Raw genomic sequence first — 20,897 nt, forward strand, 5'->3', positions numbered from 1 at the left:
CATAACTTTTTGCGCTCCGGATTTATTTTGCCTGCGCTCGGCGAAGTGTGCATTCGCCATGGATCCGTGCGCCCGAAAACTGTTGTTAATCAACCCAGCCCGGCTCTCTTCGGAGGTGTCGGCGTGATAAACACATGAGGTGATAGCGATGCGTATCAGCATCTTTGGTTTGGGTTATGTGGGTGCAGTCTGTGCAGGCTGCCTGACGGCGCGTGGCCATGAAGTGATCGGTGTGGACGTGTCCAGCACCAAGATCGACCTGATCAACCAGGGCAAGTCGCCCATCGTCGAACCTGGCCTGGAAGCACTGCTGCAACAGGGCATCGCCAATGGCCGCCTGCGCGGCACTACCGACTTCGCCGAAGCCATCCGCGCCAGCGACGTGTCGATGATCTGCGTGGGTACCCCCAGCAAGAAAAACGGCGACCTGGGCCTGGAGTACATCGAGTCGGTGTGCCGCGAAATCGGCTACGTGCTGCGTGACACCACCCGCCGTCACACCATCGTGGTGCGCAGCACCGTGCTGCCTGGCACCGTCAAGAACGTGGTCATCCCGATCCTCGAAGATTGCTCGGGCAAGAAGGCTGGCGTCGACTTCGGTGTGGCGGTCAACCCGGAATTCCTGCGTGAAAGCACCGCGATCAAGGACTACGACCAGCCACCGATGACGGTCATCGGCGAACTGGACAGCGCCAGCGGTGACATCCTCCAGGCCCTGTACGAAGAACTCGATGCCCCGGTGATCCGCAAGCCGATCGAGGTGGCCGAGATGATCAAGTACACCTGCAACGTATGGCACGCCACCAAGGTCACCTTCGCCAACGAAATCGGCAACATCGCCAAGGCCGTGGGCGTCGATGGCCGTGAAGTGATGGACGTGGTCTGCCAGGACAAGGTCCTCAACCTGTCCCAGTACTACATGCGCCCAGGCTTCGCCTTCGGTGGCTCGTGCCTGCCCAAGGACGTACGCGCCCTCACCTATCGCGCCGCCAGCCTCGATGTCCGAGCACCGCTGCTCGACTCGCTGATGCGCAGCAACGAATCGCAGGTGCAGAACGCCTTCGAGCTGATCGAAGCCCACGACAAGCGCAAGGTCGCCCTGCTGGGCCTGAGCTTCAAGGCCGGCACCGACGACCTGCGCGAAAGCCCGCTGGTGGAACTGGCCGAACGCTTGATCGGCAAGGGCTACCAGCTGGACATCTACGACGAGAACGTCCAGTACGCCCGCGTCCACGGCGCCAACAAGGACTACATCGAGTCGAAGATCCCCCATGTGTCGTCGCTGCTCAACGCCAACTTGCAGCAGGTGATCGACAACGCCGACATCATCGTCCTCGGCAACCGTGACGAGCAGTTCCGTGCGCTGGCCCTGCAAGCGCCAGCCGGCAAGCAGGTGATCGACCTGGTCGGGTTCATGAACAAACCGACCTGCACCACCAACCGTACCGAAGGCATCTGCTGGTAAGTGCCCGGCCGGGCAGCGATGAGGCACTCGACAAGAGCCGCCCCCTCGCTGCCCCCTTTCCCGAATTCTCGACGGATGCTGAACATGCAAAGGCTCCAGACAGTGCTGTTGCAGTGCGCCGGGTGGCTGCTCTACATGAGCCTGCTCATGCTGATCGCCCTGGCCCTGCCAGCTGATATCTTCGACTCGCAGTCGAAGCACTTCATCTTCCTGGTCGGCGCAGTCGGCATCTGGCGCTACTCCATGGGCGCCACCCATTTCATCCGCGGCATGATCTTCCTCTACGGCGTGTACCCGTACCTGCGCCGCAAGGTGCAGAAAATGGGCAATGCCACCGACCCGTCGCATGTCTACCTGATGGTCACCAGCTTCCGTATCGAAGCGCTGACCACCGCCCAGGTGTACAGCTCGGTGATTCGCGAGGCGATCAACTGTGGCTTCCCCACCACCGTGGTCTGCTCGCTGGTGGAAATGTCCGATGAACTGCTGGTGAAGAGCCTGTGGGCCAAGTACAACCCGCCGGCCCATGTGAAGCTGGACATCGTGCGAATCGCCGGCACCGGCAAGCGCGATGGCCTGGCCTACGGTTTCCGCGCCATCTCGCGCATGCTGCCGGACGAGAACGCCGTAGTGGCGGTGATCGACGGTGACACCGTGCTGGCCGACGGTGTGGTGCGCAAGACCGTACCCTGGTTCAAGTTGTTCCCCAATGTGGGCGGCCTGACCACCAATGAATTCTGCGAAGTGCGCGGCGGCTACATCATGAGCGAGTGGCACAAGCTGCGCTTCGCCCAGCGCCACATCAACATGTGCTCGATGGCCCTGTCCAAGCGCGTACTGACCATGACCGGGCGCATGTCGATGTTCCGCGCCAGCGTGGTGACCAACCCCGAGTTCATCGCCGACGTCGAAAGCGATTCGCTGATGCACTGGCGCCTGGGCCGCTTCAAGTTCCTTACCGGGGACGACAAATCCAGCTGGTTCAGCCTGATGCGCCTGGGCTACGACACCTTCTACGTGCCGGACGCCGCCATCAACACGGTCGAGCACCCGCCGGAAAAAAGTTTCCTCAAGGCCAGCCGCAAGCTGATGTACCGCTGGTACGGCAACAACCTGCGGCAGAACTCACGGGCACTGGGCCTTGGCCTGCGTCGCCTGGGCCTGTTCACCAGCATCGTGCTGTTCGACCAGCGCGTGTCGATGTGGACCAGCCTGCTGGGCCTGACCGTGGCGGTGATCGCCAGCCTCAAGTTCGGTATGGCCTTCCTGCTGGTGTACCTGCTGTGGATCGGCATTACCCGCCTGATCCTCACCATCATGCTGCTGTGCTCCGGCCACAGCGTAGGCCCGGCCTACCCGCTGATTCTCTATTACAACCAGATCATCGGCGCGCTGATGAAGATCTATGTGTTCTTCCGCCTCGACAAGCAGTCGTGGACGCGTCAGCCCACTGCCCTCAAGCGTGACCTCGCCAGCTTTCAACAATGGTTCAACACCTGGTCCTCGCGGACCATGACCTTCTCGGCTGCCAGCATCTTCGTTGCTGTGCTGTTCATGGTCGTGTGAGCCCAACCCGGATCGGATCTAACAGGAACAAACCACCATGAATACCGCCGTGAACGTCAATGTCGTGCATGAGTCCGAAGCCCAGCGCCAACACGCCCGGGTACGCATTCCCGCCAAGCTGCGGTTCCTGGACGCCCAGCGCCAGGTCCACGAAGTCAAGGTCGAAGACCTATCTGCCGGCGGCCTGAGCTTCCACGCCAAGCAACCGCAGTCGGTGGGCGATGTGCTGCGCGGGCGCCTGCAGTTCGTGGTCGACAACCTGGGCCTGTCCATCGACATCGAGTTCCAGGTGCGCTCGTACAACCCGGACAATGGCCGTATCGGTGCGCAGTTCCAGAACCTTGAGCCACGTGACATCGCCACGTTGCGGCACATCATCACCAGCCACCTGTCGGGTGAGCTGATCAGCATCGGCGACGTACTCAGCACCCTGCAGCGCGACAACTTCACCAAGGCGCGCAAGCAGAAGGATGGTGGGTCAGGCCTGAGCGCCTTCGGCCGCCTCAAGGCAGTCACCGTCACACTGGGCGTGTTCGTGGTCGGCGTTGCGGCCTTCGGCTTCGTCGCCAAATCGTTGTACGGCATGTACTTCGTCAGCCACGCCGAAGCCGGTGTGGTCGCAGTGCCGACCACCAACGTCACCATGCCGCGCGACGGTACCGTGAGCAGCCTGGTCGAAAGCGGTGGGCAGATCGTCAAGGGCGCGCCACTGGCCAGCTTCACCACCAGCATGCTGGACATGCTCAAGGGCAACCTTGAAGACGCACAGCTGGAGCCGGCAAAGATCGAGGAGCTGTTCGGCAAGCAGCTGTCCGGCACCCTCACCAGCCCCTGCGACTGCGTGGTCGCGCGCCAGTTGGTAGACGACGGCCAGTACGCAGCCAAGGGCCAGCCGATCTTCCAGCTGATCCCACGCACCACCAACCCGATGATCGAGGCGCGCTTCAGCTACCGCCAGTTCGACGAGGTCAAGCCGGGCACCCGGGTCAACTTCCAGGTGGCCGGCGAAGACGAAGTGCGCACCGGTCAGATCGTCAGCAGCACCAGCCTCAACAGCGAAGACCTGTCCTCCGACATCCGCGTGCAGATCAAGCCGGACAGCAGCCTGCCCGCCGAACTGGCAGGCCGCCCGGCGTCGGTCAACAGCGACCGTGGCCCGTCGCTGAACTGGCTGATCGACAAAGCCGTGGCCCGTGGCCTGTGAGGGACGGACGATGATCTCTGATACCAACACCTATCCTGTGGGAGCGGGCATACCCGCGAAGAGGCCAGCAGGGACAGCATCGTCGGCCATGCCAATTCGCGGGCTTGCCCGCTCCCACAGGGTCCGCGTGAACCTGGGATTGTGTGCACTGGCCGCCGCCATCACTTTGGCCGGCTGTGCCGGCCTGCCCGACCAGCGCCTGGCCAACGAGGCCCTGAAGCGCGGTGACACGGCATTGGCAGAGCGCAACTACAAGGCGCTGGCCGACCTGGGCTACAGCGAAGCGCAAGTCGGCCTTGCGGACATCAAGGTGGCCACCCGCGACCCATCGCAAATCAAGGAAGCCGAGGCCACCTATCGCGCTGCGGCCGCCACGTCGCCACGCGCCCAGGCGCGCCTTGGCCGCTTGCTGGTGGCCAAGCCTGACAGCACCCAGGCCGAACGTGAGGAAGCTGAAACCCTGCTCAAGCAGGCCGCGAAACAGGGCCAAAGCAATACCCTGATTCCGCTGGCAATGCTCTACCTCAGCTACCCGCAGAGTTTCCCCAAGGTCAACGCGCAGCAGCAGATCGACCAGTGGCGCGCCGCCGGCAACCCGGAAGCAGGCCTGGCCCAGGTGTTGCTGTACCGTACCCAGGGCACCTACGACCAGCACCTGGGCGAGGTGGAGAAAATCTGCAAGGCCGCGCTGAACACCACCGACATCTGCTACGTCGAACTGGCCACTGTGTACCAGATGCGTGGCCAGGCCGACCAGCAAGCCGCCCTGCTCGGCCAGCTGAAATCCGCCTATGCCCGTGGCGCCGTACCGGCCACCCGGGTCGACAGCGTGGCCCGGGTGTTGGCTGATCGCAGCCTCGGCCAGACCGACGAAAAAACCGCCAAGGACCTGCTCGAGCAAGTAGCCCCGGCCAACCCGGTGTCCTGGGTCAGCCTGGCACAGCTGGTATACGACTTCCCCGAACTGGGCGACACCGACCAGTTGATGGCCTACATCGACAAAGGCCGCGCAGCTGAACAGCCACGCGCCGAACTGCTGCTGGGCCGTCTGTACTACGAAGGCAAAACCCTGCCTGCCGACGCTCACAAAGCCGAGCAGCACCTGCAAGCCGCTGCCGAAGCCGGTGAGATCAGCGCCCATTACTACCTGGGCCAGCTTTACCGCCGCGGCTACCTGGGCAACGTCGAGCCGCAGAAGGCCGTCGACCACCTGCTGGCCTCCGCCCGTGGCGGGCAGAACAGCGCCGATTATGCCCTGGCCCAGCTATTCAGCGAGGGCCATGGCATTCGCCCGCAACCAGGCAACGCCTGGGTGTTTGCCCAGCTGTCGCAGGCCAACCCGACGCCGCAATCAGCGGAACTGCTGCAGAAGCTTGACCAGCAACTGACACCTGACGAGCGCAACCAGGCCCAGCAACTGCTGGACCAGGAAAAGCGTGCACGCGGCAGCATGGCGCAGGGCGCGAATAGCACCCTGGCCCTCGAAGCCCTGCAAGACGACGAAAAAGAAGTAGACGGTGAGGACTCGCTATGACGCTCAATCCCTTCGTGAAAGCCGGCATCGGCCTGAGCTTCGCCCTGCTGTGGTCCTGCCCGACCCTGGCGGAAATGACCGCCGAGAAAAACTTCGGCCTGGACGTGAAAATCACCGGGCAATCGGAAGACGATCGAGACCTGGGCACCCGCTCTGGCGGCGATGTCAACGGCCTGGGCCTGGATCTGCGCCCGTGGGTGTACGGTGAGCGCGGAAACTGGAGCGCCTACGCCATGGGCCAGGCGGTCGCTGCGACCGACACCATCGAAACCGACACCTTGCGCCAGAACGGCGACGGCACCAGCACTGAAACCGGCGACGACAGCCGTCAACCAGACAAAAGCTACCTGGCCATGCGCGAGTTCTGGATCGGCTACAGCGGTCTCACCGCCTACCCCGGCGAGCAACTGCGCTTCGGTCGCCAGCGCCTGCGCAGCGACGATGGCATGTGGCGCGATACCAACATCGAAGCGCTGAACTGGACCTTCGACACCACCCTGCTCAAGGCCGACCTGGGCGTGGCCCAGCGCTTCAGCGAATACCGCACCGACCTCACCGAGCTGGCCCCGGAAGACAAGGACCGCACCCACCTCTACGGCAACGTCGCCACTCAGTGGACGCCTGGCCACTGGGTCGGCGTGCGGGCACACCATACGCACGACAACGGCAGCCTGAAGAACCCCGGCGAAACCGTCGACGCCCTGGACAAGACCCGTACCGGCGACCTCACCTGGCTGGGCCTTGAGGCAAACAGCGACGCCTACAACTGGCGCAACGACCACACCGTGAATTACTGGGGCAGCGTCACCTGGCTGACCGGTGACCGCGACAAGCTGAGCACCCAGCAGGTGGGTGACGACCAGGTCGCCACCGGCAAGCAGAGCGGTGACGTCAACGCCTGGGCAACCGACCTCGGTATCCGCCTGCGCCTGGACCCGCAATGGCAGGTCGGCGCGGCCTATGCCCGTGGTAGCGGTGGTGGTGGCGATGACGGCTCGAACAACTTCGAGCAGACCGGCCTGGAGAGCAACCGCTCCAATTTCACCGGCACCCGCTCGCGCGTGCACCGCTTCGGCGAAGCGTTCCGCGGCGAACTGGGCAACCTGCAGGCAGCCACCCTGTTCGCTTCGTGGCAGCTGCGCGACGACTACGACGCGAGCCTGATCTACCACAAGTTCTGGCGGGTCGACGGTAACCAGAACATCGGCTCCAGCGGCATCAACGCGGTGGTCGACGACAACGGCGTGAACCGTCAGCTGGTCGACGGCGAGAAGGACCTTGGCCAGGAAATGGACGTGGTCGTGACCAAGTACTTCAAGCAAGGCCTGCTACCGGCTTCGATGAGCCAGGCAATCGACGAGCCGTCAGCCCTGGTGCGCCTGCGTGCCGGTGTATTCAAGCCGGGCGACGCCTACGGCAAGGAAGCGGACTCTTACATGCACCGCGCCTTCGTCGACGTCATCTGGCGCTTCTGAGGCCGGTAGGGGACTGACCGTGATGAACCTTCACCCGCACTTACGTCACAGCCTGTTGGCCAGTGCCTTGCTGCTGGCAAGCGGCCTGGCCACTGCCGCAGAGCCCCAGGTGATCGCCAAGGAGCTGCAGCAGGCCAAGACCTACACGGTGGCCAGCGCACCGATCGAGCCACTGCAGATGGACCCGCCAAAGCTGCCCGACCTTACCGGTTTCACGGCCGAGGCGGTGCAGAAGAAAATCGACCGCCGCCACAAGGGCAGGGTCAGCCTGCGCCGTATGTTCCAGGAGGACACCCTCAAGGAGTTCGTCGGCGGCGACAACAAGGCCGCCGAGTGGGTGCAGCGCCAGCACGGCATCCCGCAGGCCATCTTCATCGATGACGGCCATGTCGACCTGACCGAGTTGAGCAAGAAGGTGCCCAAACAGTACTTCAGCGAAGTCGAGCCTGGGGTTTACCTGGCTCGCCTGCCGATCGTGGTCGGGCAAAAGGGCATCCTCGAGATCGACGGCAAGGTCAAACAGCTGCGCCTGTCCCAGGAGGGCGGCGCATTTCTGGTCAATGACGGCAAGCTGTTCGTAACCGACACCCAGGTGACCGGCTGGCGGGAAAAGGACAATGGCCCGGCGACCTTCCGCTCGCCCAAGGAGTTCCGCCCGTTCCTGCTGTCGTGGGGCGGTACCGAGACCTACATCGTCAACACGAAGATGGCCAGCTTCGGCTACGCCAAGTCCAAGTCGTATGGCGTTAGCATCTCGCAGTACACGCCGAACATGGCCAAGCGCATGGGCCGCCCGGAACCCACCGGCTGGATCATCGGTTCTGAGTTCAGCGACATGTGGTACGGCTTCTACTGCTACGAAACGCAGGACTTCGTGGTCAAGGACAGCACCTACCGCGACAACATCGTCTATGGCATCGACCCACACGACCGTTCGCACCGCCTGATCATCGCCGGCAACACCGTGTACGGCACCAAGAAGAAGCACGGCATCATCGTCTCGCGTGAGGTCAACGACAGCTGGATCATCAACAACAAGAGCTACGACAACAAGCTCTCGGGCGTGGTGATCGACCGTAACAGCGTCAACAACCTGGTGGCCTACAACGAGATCTACCGCAACCACACCGACGGCATCACCCTGTACGAAAGCGGCGACAATCTGATCTGGGGCAACAAGCTGGTCAACAACCGCCGCCACGGCATCCGCGTGCGTAACAGCGTGAACATCCGCCTGTACGAAAACATCGCCATGGCCAACGGCCTGGTTGGCGTATACGGCCACATCAAGGACCTGTCCGACACCGACCGCGACATCGCCCTCGACCCGTTCGACACCAAGGTGTCGCTGATCGTGGTGGGTGGCGAGCTGTCGGCCAACGGCTCCGGCCCGCTGTCGATCGACTCGCCGCTGTCGGTCGAGCTGTACAAGGTGTCCATGCTCGCCCCGCGCAAGGCCAGCGGCATCAGCCTCAATGGTGTGCTGGGCGAGCGCCAGGACGAAATCCTCGACTTGCTGGTACGCCAGCAGAAGGCTGTGCTGATCGACCCGGTCGAACGCCAGACCGAAATGATCGATTAAGGAAGCCCAGACCATGACTCCACACCTGATGAAACTGCTGGGCCTGTCCGCCGCCCTTCTGGCAATCAGCCAAGGCGTACGCGCCGAAGACGTCAAGGCCCCGACCTTCAAAGCCGAGCCCTGCTGCCAGTTGTGCCCTGAAGCGCACGATGCCAGCCGCTACACCACCCGCTATCAGCAAAATTTCACCACGCTGGTGCAGGCACAGGGCGACTGGCTGTTCCGGACTCGCGAAGACCTGCGCACCGAGTTCAATACCACCCCGGCCGGCTACAAACGCCTGCAACAAGTGCACGACGCGTTCAAGAAGCGTGGTGTGGAACTGGTGGTGGTGTACCAGCCGACCCGTGGCCTGGTGAACCGCAACATGCTCAACCCGGCCGAAAAAGCTGCCTTCGACTATCAGAAGGCCCTGGGTAACTACCAGGCCATGCTCAAGCGCTTTGCCAGCATGGGCTACAACGTGCCCGACCTGTCACCACTGACCAACGAGCAACTGGCCGCCGCCGACCAGGGCAAGGATTTCTACTTCCGTGGCGACCAGCACTGGACGCCGTACGGTGCCGAGCGCGCGGCGAAGATCGTGGCCGACACCGTGCACAAGATGCCAGCCTTCGAAGGCATCCCGCGCAAGGAATTCGAGACGAAGAAGTCCGGGCGCATGGGCAAGACCGGCACCCTGCACAACGTTGCCGGCCAACTGTGCGGTACCAGCTACGCCGTCCAGTACATGGACCAGTTCGCCACCGAGCCGAAAGGCTCGAGCGGCGGCGACGACCTGTTCGGTGACAGCGGCAACGCGCAGATCACCCTGGTCGGTACCAGCCACAGTGGCAAGAACTACAACTTCTCGGGTTTCCTCGAGCAATACATTGGCGCCGACGTGCTCAACGTCGCCTTCCCAGGCGGTGGCCTGGAAGGCTCGATGATCGAGTACCTGGGCAGCGAGGAATTCCAGAAGAACCCGCCGAAGATCCTCATCTGGGAATTCTCCCCGCTGTACCGCCTGAACCAGGAAACCATCTGGCGGCAAATCCTTGGCCTGCTCGACGACGGCTGCGACGACCGCCCAGCCCTGATGAGCGCCAGCACCACCCTCAAGCCGGGCAAGAACGAGCTGATGGTCAACGGCAAGGGCGGCGTGATCAAAGACCTGATCAACCGCGACCTGCAGATGGACGTCAAGTTCGAAGACCCCTCGGTGAAGGTGTTGCAGGCCACCCTGTGGTACCTCAACGGCCGTCACGAGGACATCAAGCTGGAAAAGCCTGAAACCTCCGACACCGACGGCCGCTTCGTCTTCCAGATGCGCGAAGACGAGGACTGGGCCAGTCAGCGCCTGCTGGCGTTCGAGGTACAGGGGCCGGAAAGCGGCACCCAGAAGGTCGAGGCCAAGCTCTGCAAACGCAACAACTTCGCCGTGCCTGCGCAAACCGCGCAGGCCGGCCAGTGAGGCGACCCATGACCATCATCAAGCGTATTTCCAGCCCCGCCCTGCTCGCGTTGGCCTTGTTTGGCGGTGCCGCGCACGCCGCGCTGGTACCGCCGCAGGGTTACTACGAGGGGATCGAAAAACTCAAGACCGGCGATGGCAATTTCCGCTGCGAAGCGGCGCCCAAGCCATACACCGGTGCGCTGCAGTTTCGCAGCAAGTACGAAGGCTCGGACAAGGCACGGGCAACGCTCAACGTGGCCTCGGAAAAAGCCTTCCGCAAGTCGACCGAAGACATCACCACGCTTGAGAAAGGCGTGAGCAAGATGGTCGGCCAGTACATGCGCGACGGCCGCCCGGCGCAACTCGACTGCACCCTGACGTGGCTGGGCACCTGGGCACGCGCCGGTGCATTGCTGTCCACCGACTACAACCATACCGGCAAGTCGATGCGCAAATGGGCGCTGGGCAGCATGAGCGGTTCGTGGCTGCGCCTGAAATTCTCCAACTCGCAGCCGCTGGCCGCACACCAGGCCGAGGCCGACCTGATCGAAAAATGGCTTACCCGCCTGGCCGAGCAGACTGTGCGTGACTGGAGCAACCTGCCGCTGGAGAAGATCAACAACCACAGCTACTGGGCGGCCTGGTCGGTCATGGCTACCGCCGTCGCCACCGACCGGCGCGACCTGTTCGACTGGGCCGTGAAGGAATACAAGGTGGGCGCCAACCAGGTGGATGACCAGGGCTTCCTGCCCAACGAAATCAAGCGCAAGCAGCGCGCGCTGGCCTATCACAACTACGCCTTGCCGCCGCTGGCGATGATTGCCAGCTTCGCCCAGGCCAATGGCGTCGACCTGCGCGCCGAGAACAACTTCGCCTTGCAGCGCCTGGGTGAAGGCGTGCTGGCCGGCGCCCGCGATCCCAGCCACTTCAAGGCGCGTGCGGGCAAGAAACAGGACATGACCGACCTCAAGGTCGACAGCAAGTATTCCTGGCTCGAGCCCTGGTGTGCGCTGTACCACTGCGTTGGCGACACACTTGAGCGCAAGCACGACATGCAGCCGTTCAACAGCTTCCGGCTGGGCGGCGACCTGACCCGGGTCTACGACCCGAGTGCAGAGCGTAAAAAGTAACACCATCCCTGTAGGAGCGGGTTTACCCGCGAAGAGGCCGGCACAGGGCACCGCAGATGGCAGGCCCGGCCCTTTCGCGGGTGAACCCGCTCCTACAGGGGACTAGGTATCTCCCACCTTTTTGTGGGGGGTTTGGGGGGCGCTTTGCCCTGGATGCTGTGAACAAATTAGGAGAACCGGGATGGTCTTCTCGTCCAACGTGTTCCTGTTCCTGTTCTTGCCGATCTTCCTCGGCCTGTACTACTTGAGCGGGCAACGTTATCGCAACCTGCTGCTGCTGATCGCCAGCTACATCTTCTATGCCTGGTGGCGGGTGGATTTCCTGGCACTGTTTGCCGGGGTCACCCTGTGGAACTACTGGATCGGCCTGAAAGTCGGTGCCGCCGGTGTGCGCACCAAGCCGGCACAGCGCTGGCTGCTGCTCGGCGTGGGTGTCGACCTGGCGATCCTCGGCTACTTCAAGTACGCCAACTTCGGCGTCGACAGCCTGAACGCGATCATGACCTCGTTTGGCCTGGAGCCATTCATTCTGACCCACGTGCTGCTGCCGATCGGTATCTCGTTCTACATCTTCGAGTCGATCAGCTACATCATCGACGTATACCGCGGCGACACCCCAGCTACCCGCAACCTGATCGACTTCGCAGCCTTCGTGGCGATCTTCCCGCACCTGATCGCAGGCCCCGTGCTGCGTTTCAAGGACCTGGTCGACCAGTTCAACAACCGTACCCACACCCTGGACAAGTTTTCCGAAGGCTGCACCCGTTTCATGCAGGGCTTCATCAAGAAAGTGTTCATCGCCGACACCCTGGCCGTGGTCGCCGATCACTGCTTCGCCCTGCAAAACCCCACCACCGGTGATGCCTGGCTCGGCGCCCTGGCCTACACCGCGCAGCTGTACTTCGACTTCAGCGGCTACAGCGACATGGCTATCGGCCTGGGCCTGATGATGGGCTTCCGTTTCATGGAAAACTTCAAGCAGCCCTATATCAGCCAGTCGATCACCGAGTTCTGGCGGCGCTGGCATATCAGCCTGTCGACCTGGCTGCGCGACTACCTGTACATCACCTTGGGCGGCAACCGCAAAGGCACCTTCAATACCTACCGAAACCTGTTCCTGACCATGCTGCTGGGCGGCCTGTGGCACGGTGCGAACTTCACCTACATCATCTGGGGCGCGTGGCACGGCATGTGGCTGGCCATCGAGCGCGCGCTGGGCATCGACACCAACCCGCAGCGCTTCAACCCAGTGAAGTGGGCCTTCACCTTCCTGTTGGTGGTGGTCGGCTGGGTGATCTTCCGCGCCGAAAACCTGCATGTGGCCGCCCGCATGTACGGCGCCATGTTCAGCTTCGGCGACTGGCAGCTGTCGGAGCTCAACCGTGCCCAGCTCACCGGTCTGCAGGTGGCCACCCTGGTCATCGCCTACCTCACCCTGGCGTTCTTCGGCCTGCGTGACTTCTACCGCAATGCCAGACCGACGCCCACGGCGACCCCGGTGCAGGTCAACGCTGACGGCTCGATAGGCCTGGACTGGACCCGGGTGATGACCCGCGCACTGATCCTGCTGCTGTTCGTCGCCTCGATCCTCAAGCTTTCGGCACAAAGCTACTCGCCGTTCCTTTACTTCCAGTTCTGAGGTTGATGACCATGACCCGGACATTACGCATCACCTACTCCCTGTCGTTCCTCGGCCTGCTGGTCGGCATGGGCGCCTGGTCCACCGGTGGCCTGCAGAATTTCCAGCGCACCGAGCAGATGACCCTGCTCAACGGCAAGCTGGCCAAAGCCGCCGAGACCCACTACGACGCCGAATTCCCGATCAAGCGCCTGGGCACCAACCTGTGGGCGGCAATGGACTTCAAGCTGTTCAACGAAGGCCGCCCGGGTGTGGTACTGGGCCGCGACCAGTGGTTGTTCAGCGACGAAGAGTTCAAGCCCACCGCCGGTGCCGAGCAATTGATGCAGGAAAACCTGGCCCTGATCCGTGGCGTACGCGACACCCTGCAGCAACACGGTAGCCAGCTGGTGCTGGCGATCGTGCCGGCCAAGGCGCGGGTCTACGCCGAGTACCTGGGCAAAGAGCAGCCTGCCAGCCTGCATGACGACCTGTATAACCAGTTCCATGCCCAGGCACGCCAGGCCAACGTGTTCGCACCGGACCTGATGGCACCGATGGAGCAGGCCAAGGCCCGTGGCCAGGTGTTCCTGCGTACCGATACCCACTGGACGCCTATGGGTGCCGAAGTGGCGGCGCAAACACTGGCCGAAGCGGTCAGCCGCCAGAGCCTGCTCAACGGCGCCCCACAAGCCTTCATCACCGAAGCCGGCAACACCGCCCCCTACAAAGGCGACCTGACCAACTTCCTGCCACTGGACCCGTTGTTCAGCAACCTGCTGCCGACCCCGGACAACCTGCAGCAACGCACCACTCGCCCAGTCGACACCGAGGGTGACGCCGGCGACGCGTTGTTCGCCGACAAGCAGATCCCGGTTGCACTGGTAGGCACCAGCTACAGCGCCAACCCGCACTGGAACTTCCTCGGCGCGCTGCAGCAGGCCCTGCGCAGTGACGTCGCCAACTACGCCGAAGACGGCCATGGCCCACTGCTGCCGATGCTCAAGTACCTGCAAAGCGATGCCTTCAAAAACGCCGCACCACAAGTGGTGGTGTGGGAATTCCCCGAACGTTATCTGCCAATGAAAAACGACCTCAGCAGCTTCGATCCGCAGTGGATCGCGCAGCTGAAAAACTCCCGTAAATCCGAACAAAACCTGGCCTTGTCGTCCACCCGGACAGACCACTGACTGATAGAGAGGAAACGCACATGACTACCAAGACTTCCATTGCCAAAGCCCTCACCCTCGCGGCCGGCCTTTCCCTTGCCTCGATGCAGGCCTTTGCCGGTGCCGACGCCGCGCTTTATGGCCCTAGCGCGCCGAAAGGCTCGACCTTCGTACGCCTGTACAACGCCACCAGTGCACCGGCCGCAGCATCGGTCGGCAACACCCAGATCAAACAGGTTGGTGCCCAGGCCAGCAGCGACTTCAGCTTCCTGCCAGGTGGCGACTACACCGCCCAGGTCGGCGGCAAGAGCGTGCCGGTCAAGCTGGCCTCGGACAAGTACTACACGCTGGTCAACAGCAACAACGGCAACCCGAAACTGATCGAAGAACCACCGTTCAAGAACAAGCAGAAAGCTCTGGTGCGCGTACAGAACCTGAGCGACCAGCAACTGACCCTGAAAACCGCAGACGGCAAGACCGAAGTGGTCAAACCAGTGGCCGCCAACGGCCGTGGCGAACGTGAAATCAACCCGGTCAAAGTCAACCTGGCGCTGTACCAAGGAGACAAGAAAGTGGGTGACGTAAAACCCGTCGCCCTGGAGCGCGGCGAAGCCGCAGTGCTGTACGTAACGGGTTCCGGCAACGCCTTGTCGCCGGTGTGGGTAACTCGCCCCGTGGCTAGCAACTGATTCCCCTGCCTCTCAACGACTATTGGAGAAACATGATGATCCCGGTAATTCTTTCTGGTGGTAGCGGTTCCCGTCTGTGGCCTCTGTCGCGCAAACAGTTCCCCAAACAGTTCCTGGCCCTGACCGGTGAACACACGCTGTTCCAGCAAACCATCGAGCGCCTTGTATTCGAGGGCATGGACACCCCGATCGTGGTCTGTAACAAGGACCACAAGTTCATCGTCCAGGAGCAGCTGGCCGCACTGAAGCTGGAAACCCAGGGCATCCTCATGGAACCGTTCGGCCGCAACACCGCGCCGGCCGTGGCCATGGCTGCCATGAAGCTGGTCAACGAAGGCCGCGACGAGCTGATGCTGGTGCTGCCTGCCGATCATGTGATCGATGACCAGAAGGCCCTGCAACGTGCACTGGCCTTGGCCACCGTGGCCGCCGAGCGTGGCGAGATGGTGCTGTTCGGCGTGCCGGCGACCAAGCCGGAAACCGGCTATGGCTACATCCGCTCCAGCCAGGACGCGCTGCTGCCCGAGGGCGTGGCGCGGGTTGCGCAGTTCGTCGAGAAGCCCGATGAAAAACGCGCCGCCGAGTTCGTCCAGGCCGGTGGCTATTTCTGGAACAGCGGCATGTTCCTGTTCCGCGCCAGCCGCTTCCTTGAGGAACTGAAAAAGCACGATGTCGACATCTACGACACTTGCGTGCTGGCCCTGGAGCGTAGCGAGGAAGACGGCGATGTGCTGAGCATCGACGAAGCCACCTTCGCCTGCTGCCCGGACAACTCCATCGACTACGCGGTAATGGAAAAGACCCAGCGTGCCTGCGTGGTGCCGATGTCGGCCGGCTGGAGCGACGTCGGCTGCTGGTCGTCGCTGTGGGAAGTGCACGAGAAAGACGACAACGGCAACGTCACCAAAGGCGACGTGGTGGTGCAAGACAGCCACAACTGCATGATCCACGGCAACGGCAAACTGGTGTCGGTGATCGGCCTGGAGAACATCGTGGTGGTCGAGACCAAGGATGCCATGATGATTGCCCACAAGGACAAGGTCCAAGGCGTCAAGCAGATGGTCAAGACCCTCGACGAACAGGGCCGCACGGAAACCCAGAACCACCTGGAAGTGTATCGCCCGTGGGGCTCGTACGACTCGGTGGACATGGGCGGCCGCTTCCAGGTCAAGCACATCACCGTCAAGCCGGGCGCCAGCCTGTCGCTGCAGATGCACCATCACCGCGCCGAGCACTGGATCGTGGTGTCCGGTACCGCCGAGGTGACCTGCGACGAGAATGTGTTCCTGCTGACCGAAAACCAGTCGACCTATATCCCGATCGCTTCGGTGCACCGTTTGCGTAACCCGGGCAAGATCCCGCTGGAGATCATCGAAGTGCAGTCCGGCAGCTACCTGGGCGAAGATGACATCGAACGCTTCGAGGATGTGTACGGGCGCACCTCCACCCCCATCGAGCGCGGCGTTTCGGTGAAGACCATCGCGCAGTAAATGCTGACTCGCCCCTGGGTTGACCAGGGGCGAGCCTGCTCATTCAAGGGTCGGAGCTATGACGTAGATGTCGAACGGGCCACCCACCACCCTGAAAGGTCGCTGCAAATCATCCTCCCCTTCAAATTCGAAGGATTCTGCCCTGATGCTTGTGGCGGTCATCTCAAGTTTCCGGATATGCCCGGATTTCGCATAGCCGCCATAGGTTGTGCCGCGCTTGTGGACAAGAGCCCGGTTCGCCTCATCATCGATAACGACATCCCGCACGCCCTCTTGCAATGCCAGGTCGAAGTCGATGTAGACGTCCGCATCGTCGGCCTGCCCCTTGTACGCATACAACCACGCTGATTGTTCAGCGTTCCCGTAGTCCACGCCCTCTGAAACGAAATCCTCCCTTTGACCCGCCAGGCTGATGACTGCCGTCACTTTGCCCTTGGCAGGCGCTTTTTTCATTTCTTGCACAGGCTTTTGCTCAATCGCTGTCTGACTCATGGCCTTGCTCCTTCTGAATAGGCATGGCGGAATCTAGAATGGATGTACCCTTTCCACTACTCGCAGCAATGCCAGGTCTGGCTTCTGGCATAGGTGCTCACCGGTTACCTGACCGCTGGGTTTTAGATAGGCTGTAGCCCTCCCTGCGCGCGAATGAGGCGATTACGCGATGCTGATCGGTGCCCTGCTGGTCCTCACCTGGCTGGTGTTGTTGTTGCGTTACCCAGCCAAGGCTCTCCCCATCTCCCTGGCGGCCGTGTGTGGCCTGGGCCTGGTGGCTTCGTTCGTCGTCTGGCAAGACAGCCGCGAAAGCAGCCGACTGGCACACCTGGCCCTGCGCCTGACCTACGCCCCCGAACACTGTCCCGCCGACCGTGCCCTGCTGGTACGCATGAAGAACGGCAACGACGTGCCGCTGACCGAACTGCGCTGGCGCGTGGCAGCGTACGCACCGGGCGATACCGTGAACCTGGCCGAGAACACCTACAATGCACCGCGATACCGAGGGCCAGGTGAATTGCAGCCGGGGGCCGAGTGGCAAGACTGCCTGCCATTGCCGCCGCTGCGTTCCGGCTATCGGCCGCAGACCCTGGAGTTCCGGGCAGAGCACCTGCAAGGTACGTTTGCCAATTGATGTGTTTCCTCCATGACAACAGGCCCCAACCATGCCCACCGTCCTGATCACCGGTTGTTCCAGCGGCATCGGCCGCGCCCTGGCCGACGCTTTCCGCGATGCCGGCCACCATGTCTGGGCCACCGCCCGCAAGCCTGAGGATGTCGAGCAACTGAGTGCCGCCGGCTACACGGCCCGGCAGCTGGATGTAAACGACGGCGAGGCGCTGGCCCGCCTGGCAGAGGAACTGGAAACCCTCGATATCCTGATCAACAACGCCGGCTACGGCGCCATGGGGCCACTGCTCGATGGTGGCGTCGACGCCCTGCGCCAGCAGTTCGAAACCAACGTTTTCGCCGTGGTCGGCGTTACCCGGGCACTGTTCCCGCTGCTACGCCGCTCACGCGGCCTGGTGGTGAATATCGGCAGTGTATCGGGCGTGCTGGTCACGCCATTCGCCGGCGCTTACTGCGCCTCGAAAGCGGCTGTGCATGCCCTGAGCGATGCCTTGCGCCTGGAACTGGCACCGTTCGGTGTGCAGGTGATGGAAGTACAGCCGGGCGCAATAGCCTCGCAGTTCGCCAGCAATGCCCAGCGCCAGGCCGAGCTAGTGCTGGCGATGGACTCGCCGTGGTGGCCTTTGCGTGAGCATGTGCAGGCGCGGGCGCGGGCATCGCAGGACAAGCCAACTTCAGCGGCGGTATTTGCCCAAGGCGTGCTGGCAGCCGTCGGCAAGTCGCCGGCGCCAGCACGGGTGCGGCTGGGGAATGGCAGTACCGCCTTGCCGCTGATGGCCCGGTTGCTGCCGCGGCGGTTGCTGGACTGGGCACTGCGCAAGCGCTTTGGCCTGCTGCGCCCGCTCTGAGTGTTCGGCTGCCTGTCCCCCGCAGAATCCATGCCTCCTCTCTAACCGTGAGCATTCTGCGGCGGCCCATCAAACGCCTGCCAGCCTCCACCCAGCGCCTTGTACAGCCCCACCAGCGCCTGCGACACCGCTGCCGAGCTGTCGATCCATTGCTCCTCGCTGGCCAGCAGCGCGCCTTGTACCGTCAGCACATTGAGAAAGTCCACCGCCCCTTCCACATACTGGCGCTGGGCGGTTTCCAGGGCGATACGGTTTTGCCGCACGGCCTCGGCAAGGTGATCACGGCGCAACTGACTGGCGTTGTACAGGCGCAGCACATCGTCAATTTCATGCCAGGCCCCCAGCACTACCTTTCGATAGTTCAGCGCGGCTTCCTGCTGTTGCGCCTCGCGCAGTTGCAGGGTGCCCTTGAGCCGGCCGCCTTCGAAGACTGGCAGCGACAACTGCGGACCGAAGGCAAACCGGCGCGAATCCCAGCCACCGAAATCCGACAGCTGCATGGCCTGGAAGCCGACACTGCCCGACAGGCGGATGCTCGGGTAGAAATCCGCCTTGGCCACGCCAATGCTGGCGGTGGCGGCATGCAGGCGGGCCTCGGCCTGGCGGATGTCCGGGCGGCGCTCGGCCAGTTCGGACGGCAAGCCGATGGCAAACTTCTGCTGCGGCGCGGGCAGCTCGCCGCCTTGCAGCAATTCGGCCTGGAGGTTGCGCGGCGGCTCGGCAGCAAGCAGGCTGAGGGCATTGATCAGGTCATCACGCCGCGCTTCCAGGCTTGGCAGGCGCGACTCGATAGACGCGACCTGGGCGCTGGCCTGGGCCACATCCAGGCGCGTGGCAACACCTTCGGCCTGGCGGTCCTGGGACAGCTTCAGGCTGTGCCGGGCGACCCTGAGGTTGTCCTGCGTCACATCGAGGGTGTGTTGCACGGCACGCAGCTGGATGTAATTGCCGGCGGTTTCCGAAAGCAGTGCCACCAGCACACCGCGGCGGTCATTCTCGGCCACTTCGACCGTGGCATCGGCAGCCTCGACCTGACGCCGCACACGGCCCCACAGGTCCAGTTCCCAACCGGCCACCAGGTCACCCTGCCAGAGGTTGAAGGCTTCTTTCCCGGCCCTGCCGGACGGATCGCTCAAGCCATCGGCGCTGTTACGAGCGCGGCTGTAACCGGCGTTCACGTCCACCGACGGTACTTCGTCGGCAGCCAAGGTACTGCGCAGCGCACGGCTTTGCAGCAGGCGCGCGCTGGCCATCTGCAAGTCGAGGTTGCGCTCGGCAACGCGCTGGATCAAGGCACTAAGCTTTGCATCGTGGAAGGTTTCCCACCAGCGCAGCTCCAGCGGTTCGGCCTGCGGCTGGCTGGCTGCCGCCTCGCCTTGCAATGGCGCCCACTGCTGCGGGGCCTGGCTATCTGGGCGCAGGAAGTCCGGGCCCATGGTGCAGCCGGCCAGCAGCACGGCCAGCAGCAACGGGCTCAAGCGTAATCCCGGCTTCATCGCGCGCTCACCTCTTTGCCGTCCAGCTTGTCGCCACGGGTGTCGATGGTTGCTTCTACCGACATGCCCACACGCAAGCGGGTGAGCAGTGGCTGGCCATCATCGAGAACGATCTTGACCGGAATGCGTTGCACCACCTTGGTGAAGTTGCCGGTGGCGTTGTCTGGCTTGACTGCGGCGAAGGTTACGCCGGTAGCCGGGGCAATGCTCTGCACATGGCCGTGCAGCGTTTCGCCGGAGAAGGTGTCGACGCTGATGCTCACCGGCTGACCCGGCTGAACGTGGGTCAGCTGGGTTTCCTGGAAGTTGCCGACCACATAGGCCTGCTGCAACGGCACCACCGACAGCAGGCGGGCACCCGGGTTGACGTAGGCCCCCACGCGCAGGGCGCGTTCGCCGACCATACCGTCCACCGGCGCTGTGATGCGGGTGTAGGACAGATCGAGCTGGGCCTTTTCCAGGCCTGCTTCGGCACGCTTGAGCTGGCCATCGGCGCTGGCCACTTGAGCCGTGAGGATGTCTACCTGCTTGCGCGCCGCGACCCGCGCAGCTTGAGCGTTGGCCAGGCGAGCTCGGGCTTGATCGACAGCGCTGCGCGCCTGCTGGGCGTTCTGCACGGTACCCGCGCCCTGCTCGGCAAGGCGGCTGTAGCGCTTGACTTCATGGTCGGCGAACGCCACCTCAGCCTGGGCCGCCTTCACTGCCGCTTCGGCCTGGGCAATCAGCGCATCCTGGCGTTCAAGCGTGGCGCGGGCATCGGCGCTTTGTGCCTGGGCTACCAGCAACTGCGCCTGCGCAGCATCCAGCGCGGCCTGGTAGTCACGGGCGTCGATGGTCGCCAGCAACTGGCCAGCCGTGACCTGCTGATTGTCTTCCACCAGCACTTGCTTGATGAAACCGGTGACTTTGGGCGCGACCACGGTGTAGTCAGCGGTCACATAGGCGTCATTGGTGCTCTGGCGGTGGTCGCTGCCAAAGATCCAGGGGCCGACGATGCCGGCCAGGACGGCAACGGCCAGCACCGAGCCGATAAAAAGGGTTTTGCGGTTGTTGGTCATTTCAATAGTTCTCGAC

17 protein-coding genes are annotated in these 20,897 nt (G+C 63.0%); 14 read left to right on the plus strand and 3 right to left on the minus strand.

Annotated features, from left to right (window positions below):
* Positions 1-148: 148 nt before the first annotated feature.
* The 12 genes from ACE4QZ_RS22740 to ACE4QZ_RS22795 all read left to right on the plus strand — a co-directional run bounded on the left by ACE4QZ_RS22740 (position 149) and on the right by ACE4QZ_RS22795 (position 16,357).
* On the plus strand, positions 149-1,465 hold the full coding sequence (locus ACE4QZ_RS22740; protein ID WP_021784118.1) for a nucleotide sugar dehydrogenase: 1,317 nt from the start codon (positions 149-151) through the stop codon (positions 1,463-1,465).
* Between the two features lie 84 nt (positions 1,466-1,549).
* Complete coding sequence (locus ACE4QZ_RS22745; RefSeq protein ID WP_033730431.1) at positions 1,550-3,031, plus strand: glycosyltransferase family 2 protein; 1,482 nt, start codon at positions 1,550-1,552, stop codon at positions 3,029-3,031.
* A 37-nt stretch (positions 3,032-3,068) separates the two neighbouring features.
* Complete coding sequence (locus tag ACE4QZ_RS22750) at positions 3,069-4,235, plus strand: alginate biosynthesis protein Alg44 (protein ID WP_021784116.1); 1,167 nt, start codon at positions 3,069-3,071, stop codon at positions 4,233-4,235.
* 88 nt (positions 4,236-4,323) lie between these two features.
* Positions 4,324-5,769: an alginate biosynthesis TPR repeat lipoprotein AlgK gene (gene algK / locus ACE4QZ_RS22755; RefSeq protein WP_103463051.1), complete on the plus strand. Its 1,446-nt coding sequence runs from the start codon at positions 4,324-4,326 to the stop codon at positions 5,767-5,769.
* Positions 5,766-7,244, plus strand: coding sequence for an alginate export family protein (locus ACE4QZ_RS22760; protein WP_084852068.1), 1,479 nt, complete (start codon positions 5,766-5,768; stop codon positions 7,242-7,244). Before algK ends, ACE4QZ_RS22760 begins: the two co-directional genes overlap by 4 nt.
* A gap of 22 nt (positions 7,245-7,266) precedes the next feature.
* A complete protein-coding gene (gene algG, locus ACE4QZ_RS22765; RefSeq protein ID WP_021784113.1) occupies positions 7,267-8,826 on the plus strand; it encodes a mannuronan 5-epimerase AlgG in 1,560 nt (519 codons plus the stop codon).
* Between the two features lie 13 nt (positions 8,827-8,839).
* A complete protein-coding gene (locus tag ACE4QZ_RS22770) occupies positions 8,840-10,279 on the plus strand; it encodes an alginate O-acetyltransferase (protein ID WP_021784112.1) in 1,440 nt (479 codons plus the stop codon).
* A gap of 8 nt (positions 10,280-10,287) precedes the next feature.
* Positions 10,288-11,391 (plus strand): mannuronate-specific alginate lyase, encoded by a 1,104-nt coding sequence (locus ACE4QZ_RS22775; RefSeq protein WP_021784111.1) that lies wholly within the window; start codon positions 10,288-10,290, stop codon positions 11,389-11,391.
* 181 nt (positions 11,392-11,572) lie between these two features.
* Positions 11,573-13,030, plus strand: a complete 1,458-nt coding sequence (locus ACE4QZ_RS22780) for an MBOAT family O-acyltransferase (protein ID WP_084852069.1) — start codon at positions 11,573-11,575, stop codon at positions 13,028-13,030.
* An 11-nt stretch (positions 13,031-13,041) separates the two neighbouring features.
* A complete protein-coding gene (locus ACE4QZ_RS22785; protein WP_021784109.1) occupies positions 13,042-14,199 on the plus strand; it encodes an alginate O-acetyltransferase in 1,158 nt (385 codons plus the stop codon).
* Between the two features lie 20 nt (positions 14,200-14,219).
* Positions 14,220-14,867 (plus strand): alginate O-acetyltransferase AlgF, encoded by a 648-nt coding sequence (locus tag ACE4QZ_RS22790; protein ID WP_021784108.1) that lies wholly within the window; start codon positions 14,220-14,222, stop codon positions 14,865-14,867.
* A 35-nt stretch (positions 14,868-14,902) separates the two neighbouring features.
* Entirely contained in the window at positions 14,903-16,357 is a 1,455-nt protein-coding gene (locus ACE4QZ_RS22795; protein WP_028697479.1) for a mannose-1-phosphate guanylyltransferase/mannose-6-phosphate isomerase, read from the plus strand.
* Positions 16,358-16,396: 39 nt separating this feature from the next.
* On the opposite strand, the gene ACE4QZ_RS22800 is transcribed toward ACE4QZ_RS22795, so the two are convergent.
* A complete protein-coding gene (locus ACE4QZ_RS22800; protein WP_084852071.1) occupies positions 16,397-16,849 on the minus strand; it encodes a hypothetical protein in 453 nt (150 codons plus the stop codon).
* Between the two features lie 169 nt (positions 16,850-17,018).
* Here ACE4QZ_RS22800 and ACE4QZ_RS22805 point away from each other — a divergent pair, with 169 nt between their 5' ends.
* Entirely contained in the window at positions 17,019-17,483 is a 465-nt protein-coding gene (locus ACE4QZ_RS22805) for a hypothetical protein (RefSeq protein ID WP_021784105.1), read from the plus strand.
* A gap of 31 nt (positions 17,484-17,514) precedes the next feature.
* Positions 17,515-18,327, plus strand: a complete 813-nt coding sequence (locus ACE4QZ_RS22810; protein ID WP_084852073.1) for an SDR family oxidoreductase — start codon at positions 17,515-17,517, stop codon at positions 18,325-18,327.
* 41 nt (positions 18,328-18,368) lie between these two features.
* Here the strand turns inward: ACE4QZ_RS22810 and ACE4QZ_RS22815 are convergent, their stop codons facing one another.
* Both ACE4QZ_RS22815 and ACE4QZ_RS22820 read right to left on the minus strand, forming a co-directional pair.
* Positions 18,369-19,823 carry an efflux transporter outer membrane subunit gene (locus tag ACE4QZ_RS22815; RefSeq protein WP_103463052.1) on the minus strand — a complete coding sequence of 485 codons (1,455 nt, stop codon included), beginning with the start codon at positions 19,821-19,823 and terminating at the stop codon, positions 18,369-18,371.
* On the minus strand, positions 19,820-20,881 hold the full coding sequence (locus tag ACE4QZ_RS22820) for an HlyD family secretion protein (RefSeq protein WP_021784102.1): 1,062 nt from the start codon (positions 20,879-20,881) through the stop codon (positions 19,820-19,822). Before ACE4QZ_RS22820 ends, ACE4QZ_RS22815 begins: the two co-directional genes overlap by 4 nt.
* Positions 20,882-20,897 lie beyond the last annotated feature (16 nt).

Origin of the sequence: Pseudomonas sp. DCA-1 (assembly GCF_046523955.1) — a bacterium.
In the GTDB taxonomy this organism is placed as follows: Bacteria; Pseudomonadota; Gammaproteobacteria; order Pseudomonadales; family Pseudomonadaceae; genus Aquipseudomonas; species Aquipseudomonas putida_Y.

What these genes read in the sequence shown, in the direction of transcription:
- ACE4QZ_RS22740 (WP_021784118.1), top strand. Translation starts at nt 149, where the DNA reads ATGCGTATCAGCATCTTTGGTTTGGGTTATGTGGGTGCAGTCTGTGCA.
- ACE4QZ_RS22745 (WP_033730431.1), top strand. Translation starts at nt 1,550, where the DNA reads ATGCAAAGGCTCCAGACAGTGCTGTTGCAGTGCGCCGGGTGGCTGCTC.
- ACE4QZ_RS22750 (WP_021784116.1), top strand. Translation starts at nt 3,069, where the DNA reads ATGAATACCGCCGTGAACGTCAATGTCGTGCATGAGTCCGAAGCCCAG.
- algK (WP_103463051.1), top strand. Translation starts at nt 4,324, where the DNA reads ATGCCAATTCGCGGGCTTGCCCGCTCCCACAGGGTCCGCGTGAACCTG.
- ACE4QZ_RS22760 (WP_084852068.1), top strand. Translation starts at nt 5,766, where the DNA reads ATGACGCTCAATCCCTTCGTGAAAGCCGGCATCGGCCTGAGCTTCGCC.
- algG (WP_021784113.1), top strand. Translation starts at nt 7,267, where the DNA reads ATGAACCTTCACCCGCACTTACGTCACAGCCTGTTGGCCAGTGCCTTG.
- ACE4QZ_RS22770 (WP_021784112.1), top strand. Translation starts at nt 8,840, where the DNA reads ATGACTCCACACCTGATGAAACTGCTGGGCCTGTCCGCCGCCCTTCTG.
- ACE4QZ_RS22775 (WP_021784111.1), top strand. Translation starts at nt 10,288, where the DNA reads ATGACCATCATCAAGCGTATTTCCAGCCCCGCCCTGCTCGCGTTGGCC.
- ACE4QZ_RS22780 (WP_084852069.1), top strand. Translation starts at nt 11,573, where the DNA reads ATGGTCTTCTCGTCCAACGTGTTCCTGTTCCTGTTCTTGCCGATCTTC.
- ACE4QZ_RS22785 (WP_021784109.1), top strand. Translation starts at nt 13,042, where the DNA reads ATGACCCGGACATTACGCATCACCTACTCCCTGTCGTTCCTCGGCCTG.
- ACE4QZ_RS22790 (WP_021784108.1), top strand. Translation starts at nt 14,220, where the DNA reads ATGACTACCAAGACTTCCATTGCCAAAGCCCTCACCCTCGCGGCCGGC.
- ACE4QZ_RS22795 (WP_028697479.1), top strand. Translation starts at nt 14,903, where the DNA reads ATGATCCCGGTAATTCTTTCTGGTGGTAGCGGTTCCCGTCTGTGGCCT.
- ACE4QZ_RS22800 (WP_084852071.1), bottom strand. Translation starts at nt 16,849, where the DNA reads ATGAGTCAGACAGCGATTGAGCAAAAGCCTGTGCAAGAAATGAAAAAA.
- ACE4QZ_RS22805 (WP_021784105.1), top strand. Translation starts at nt 17,019, where the DNA reads ATGCTGATCGGTGCCCTGCTGGTCCTCACCTGGCTGGTGTTGTTGTTG.
- ACE4QZ_RS22810 (WP_084852073.1), top strand. Translation starts at nt 17,515, where the DNA reads ATGCCCACCGTCCTGATCACCGGTTGTTCCAGCGGCATCGGCCGCGCC.
- ACE4QZ_RS22815 (WP_103463052.1), bottom strand. Translation starts at nt 19,823, where the DNA reads ATGAAGCCGGGATTACGCTTGAGCCCGTTGCTGCTGGCCGTGCTGCTG.
- ACE4QZ_RS22820 (WP_021784102.1), bottom strand. Translation starts at nt 20,881, where the DNA reads ATGACCAACAACCGCAAAACCCTTTTTATCGGCTCGGTGCTGGCCGTT.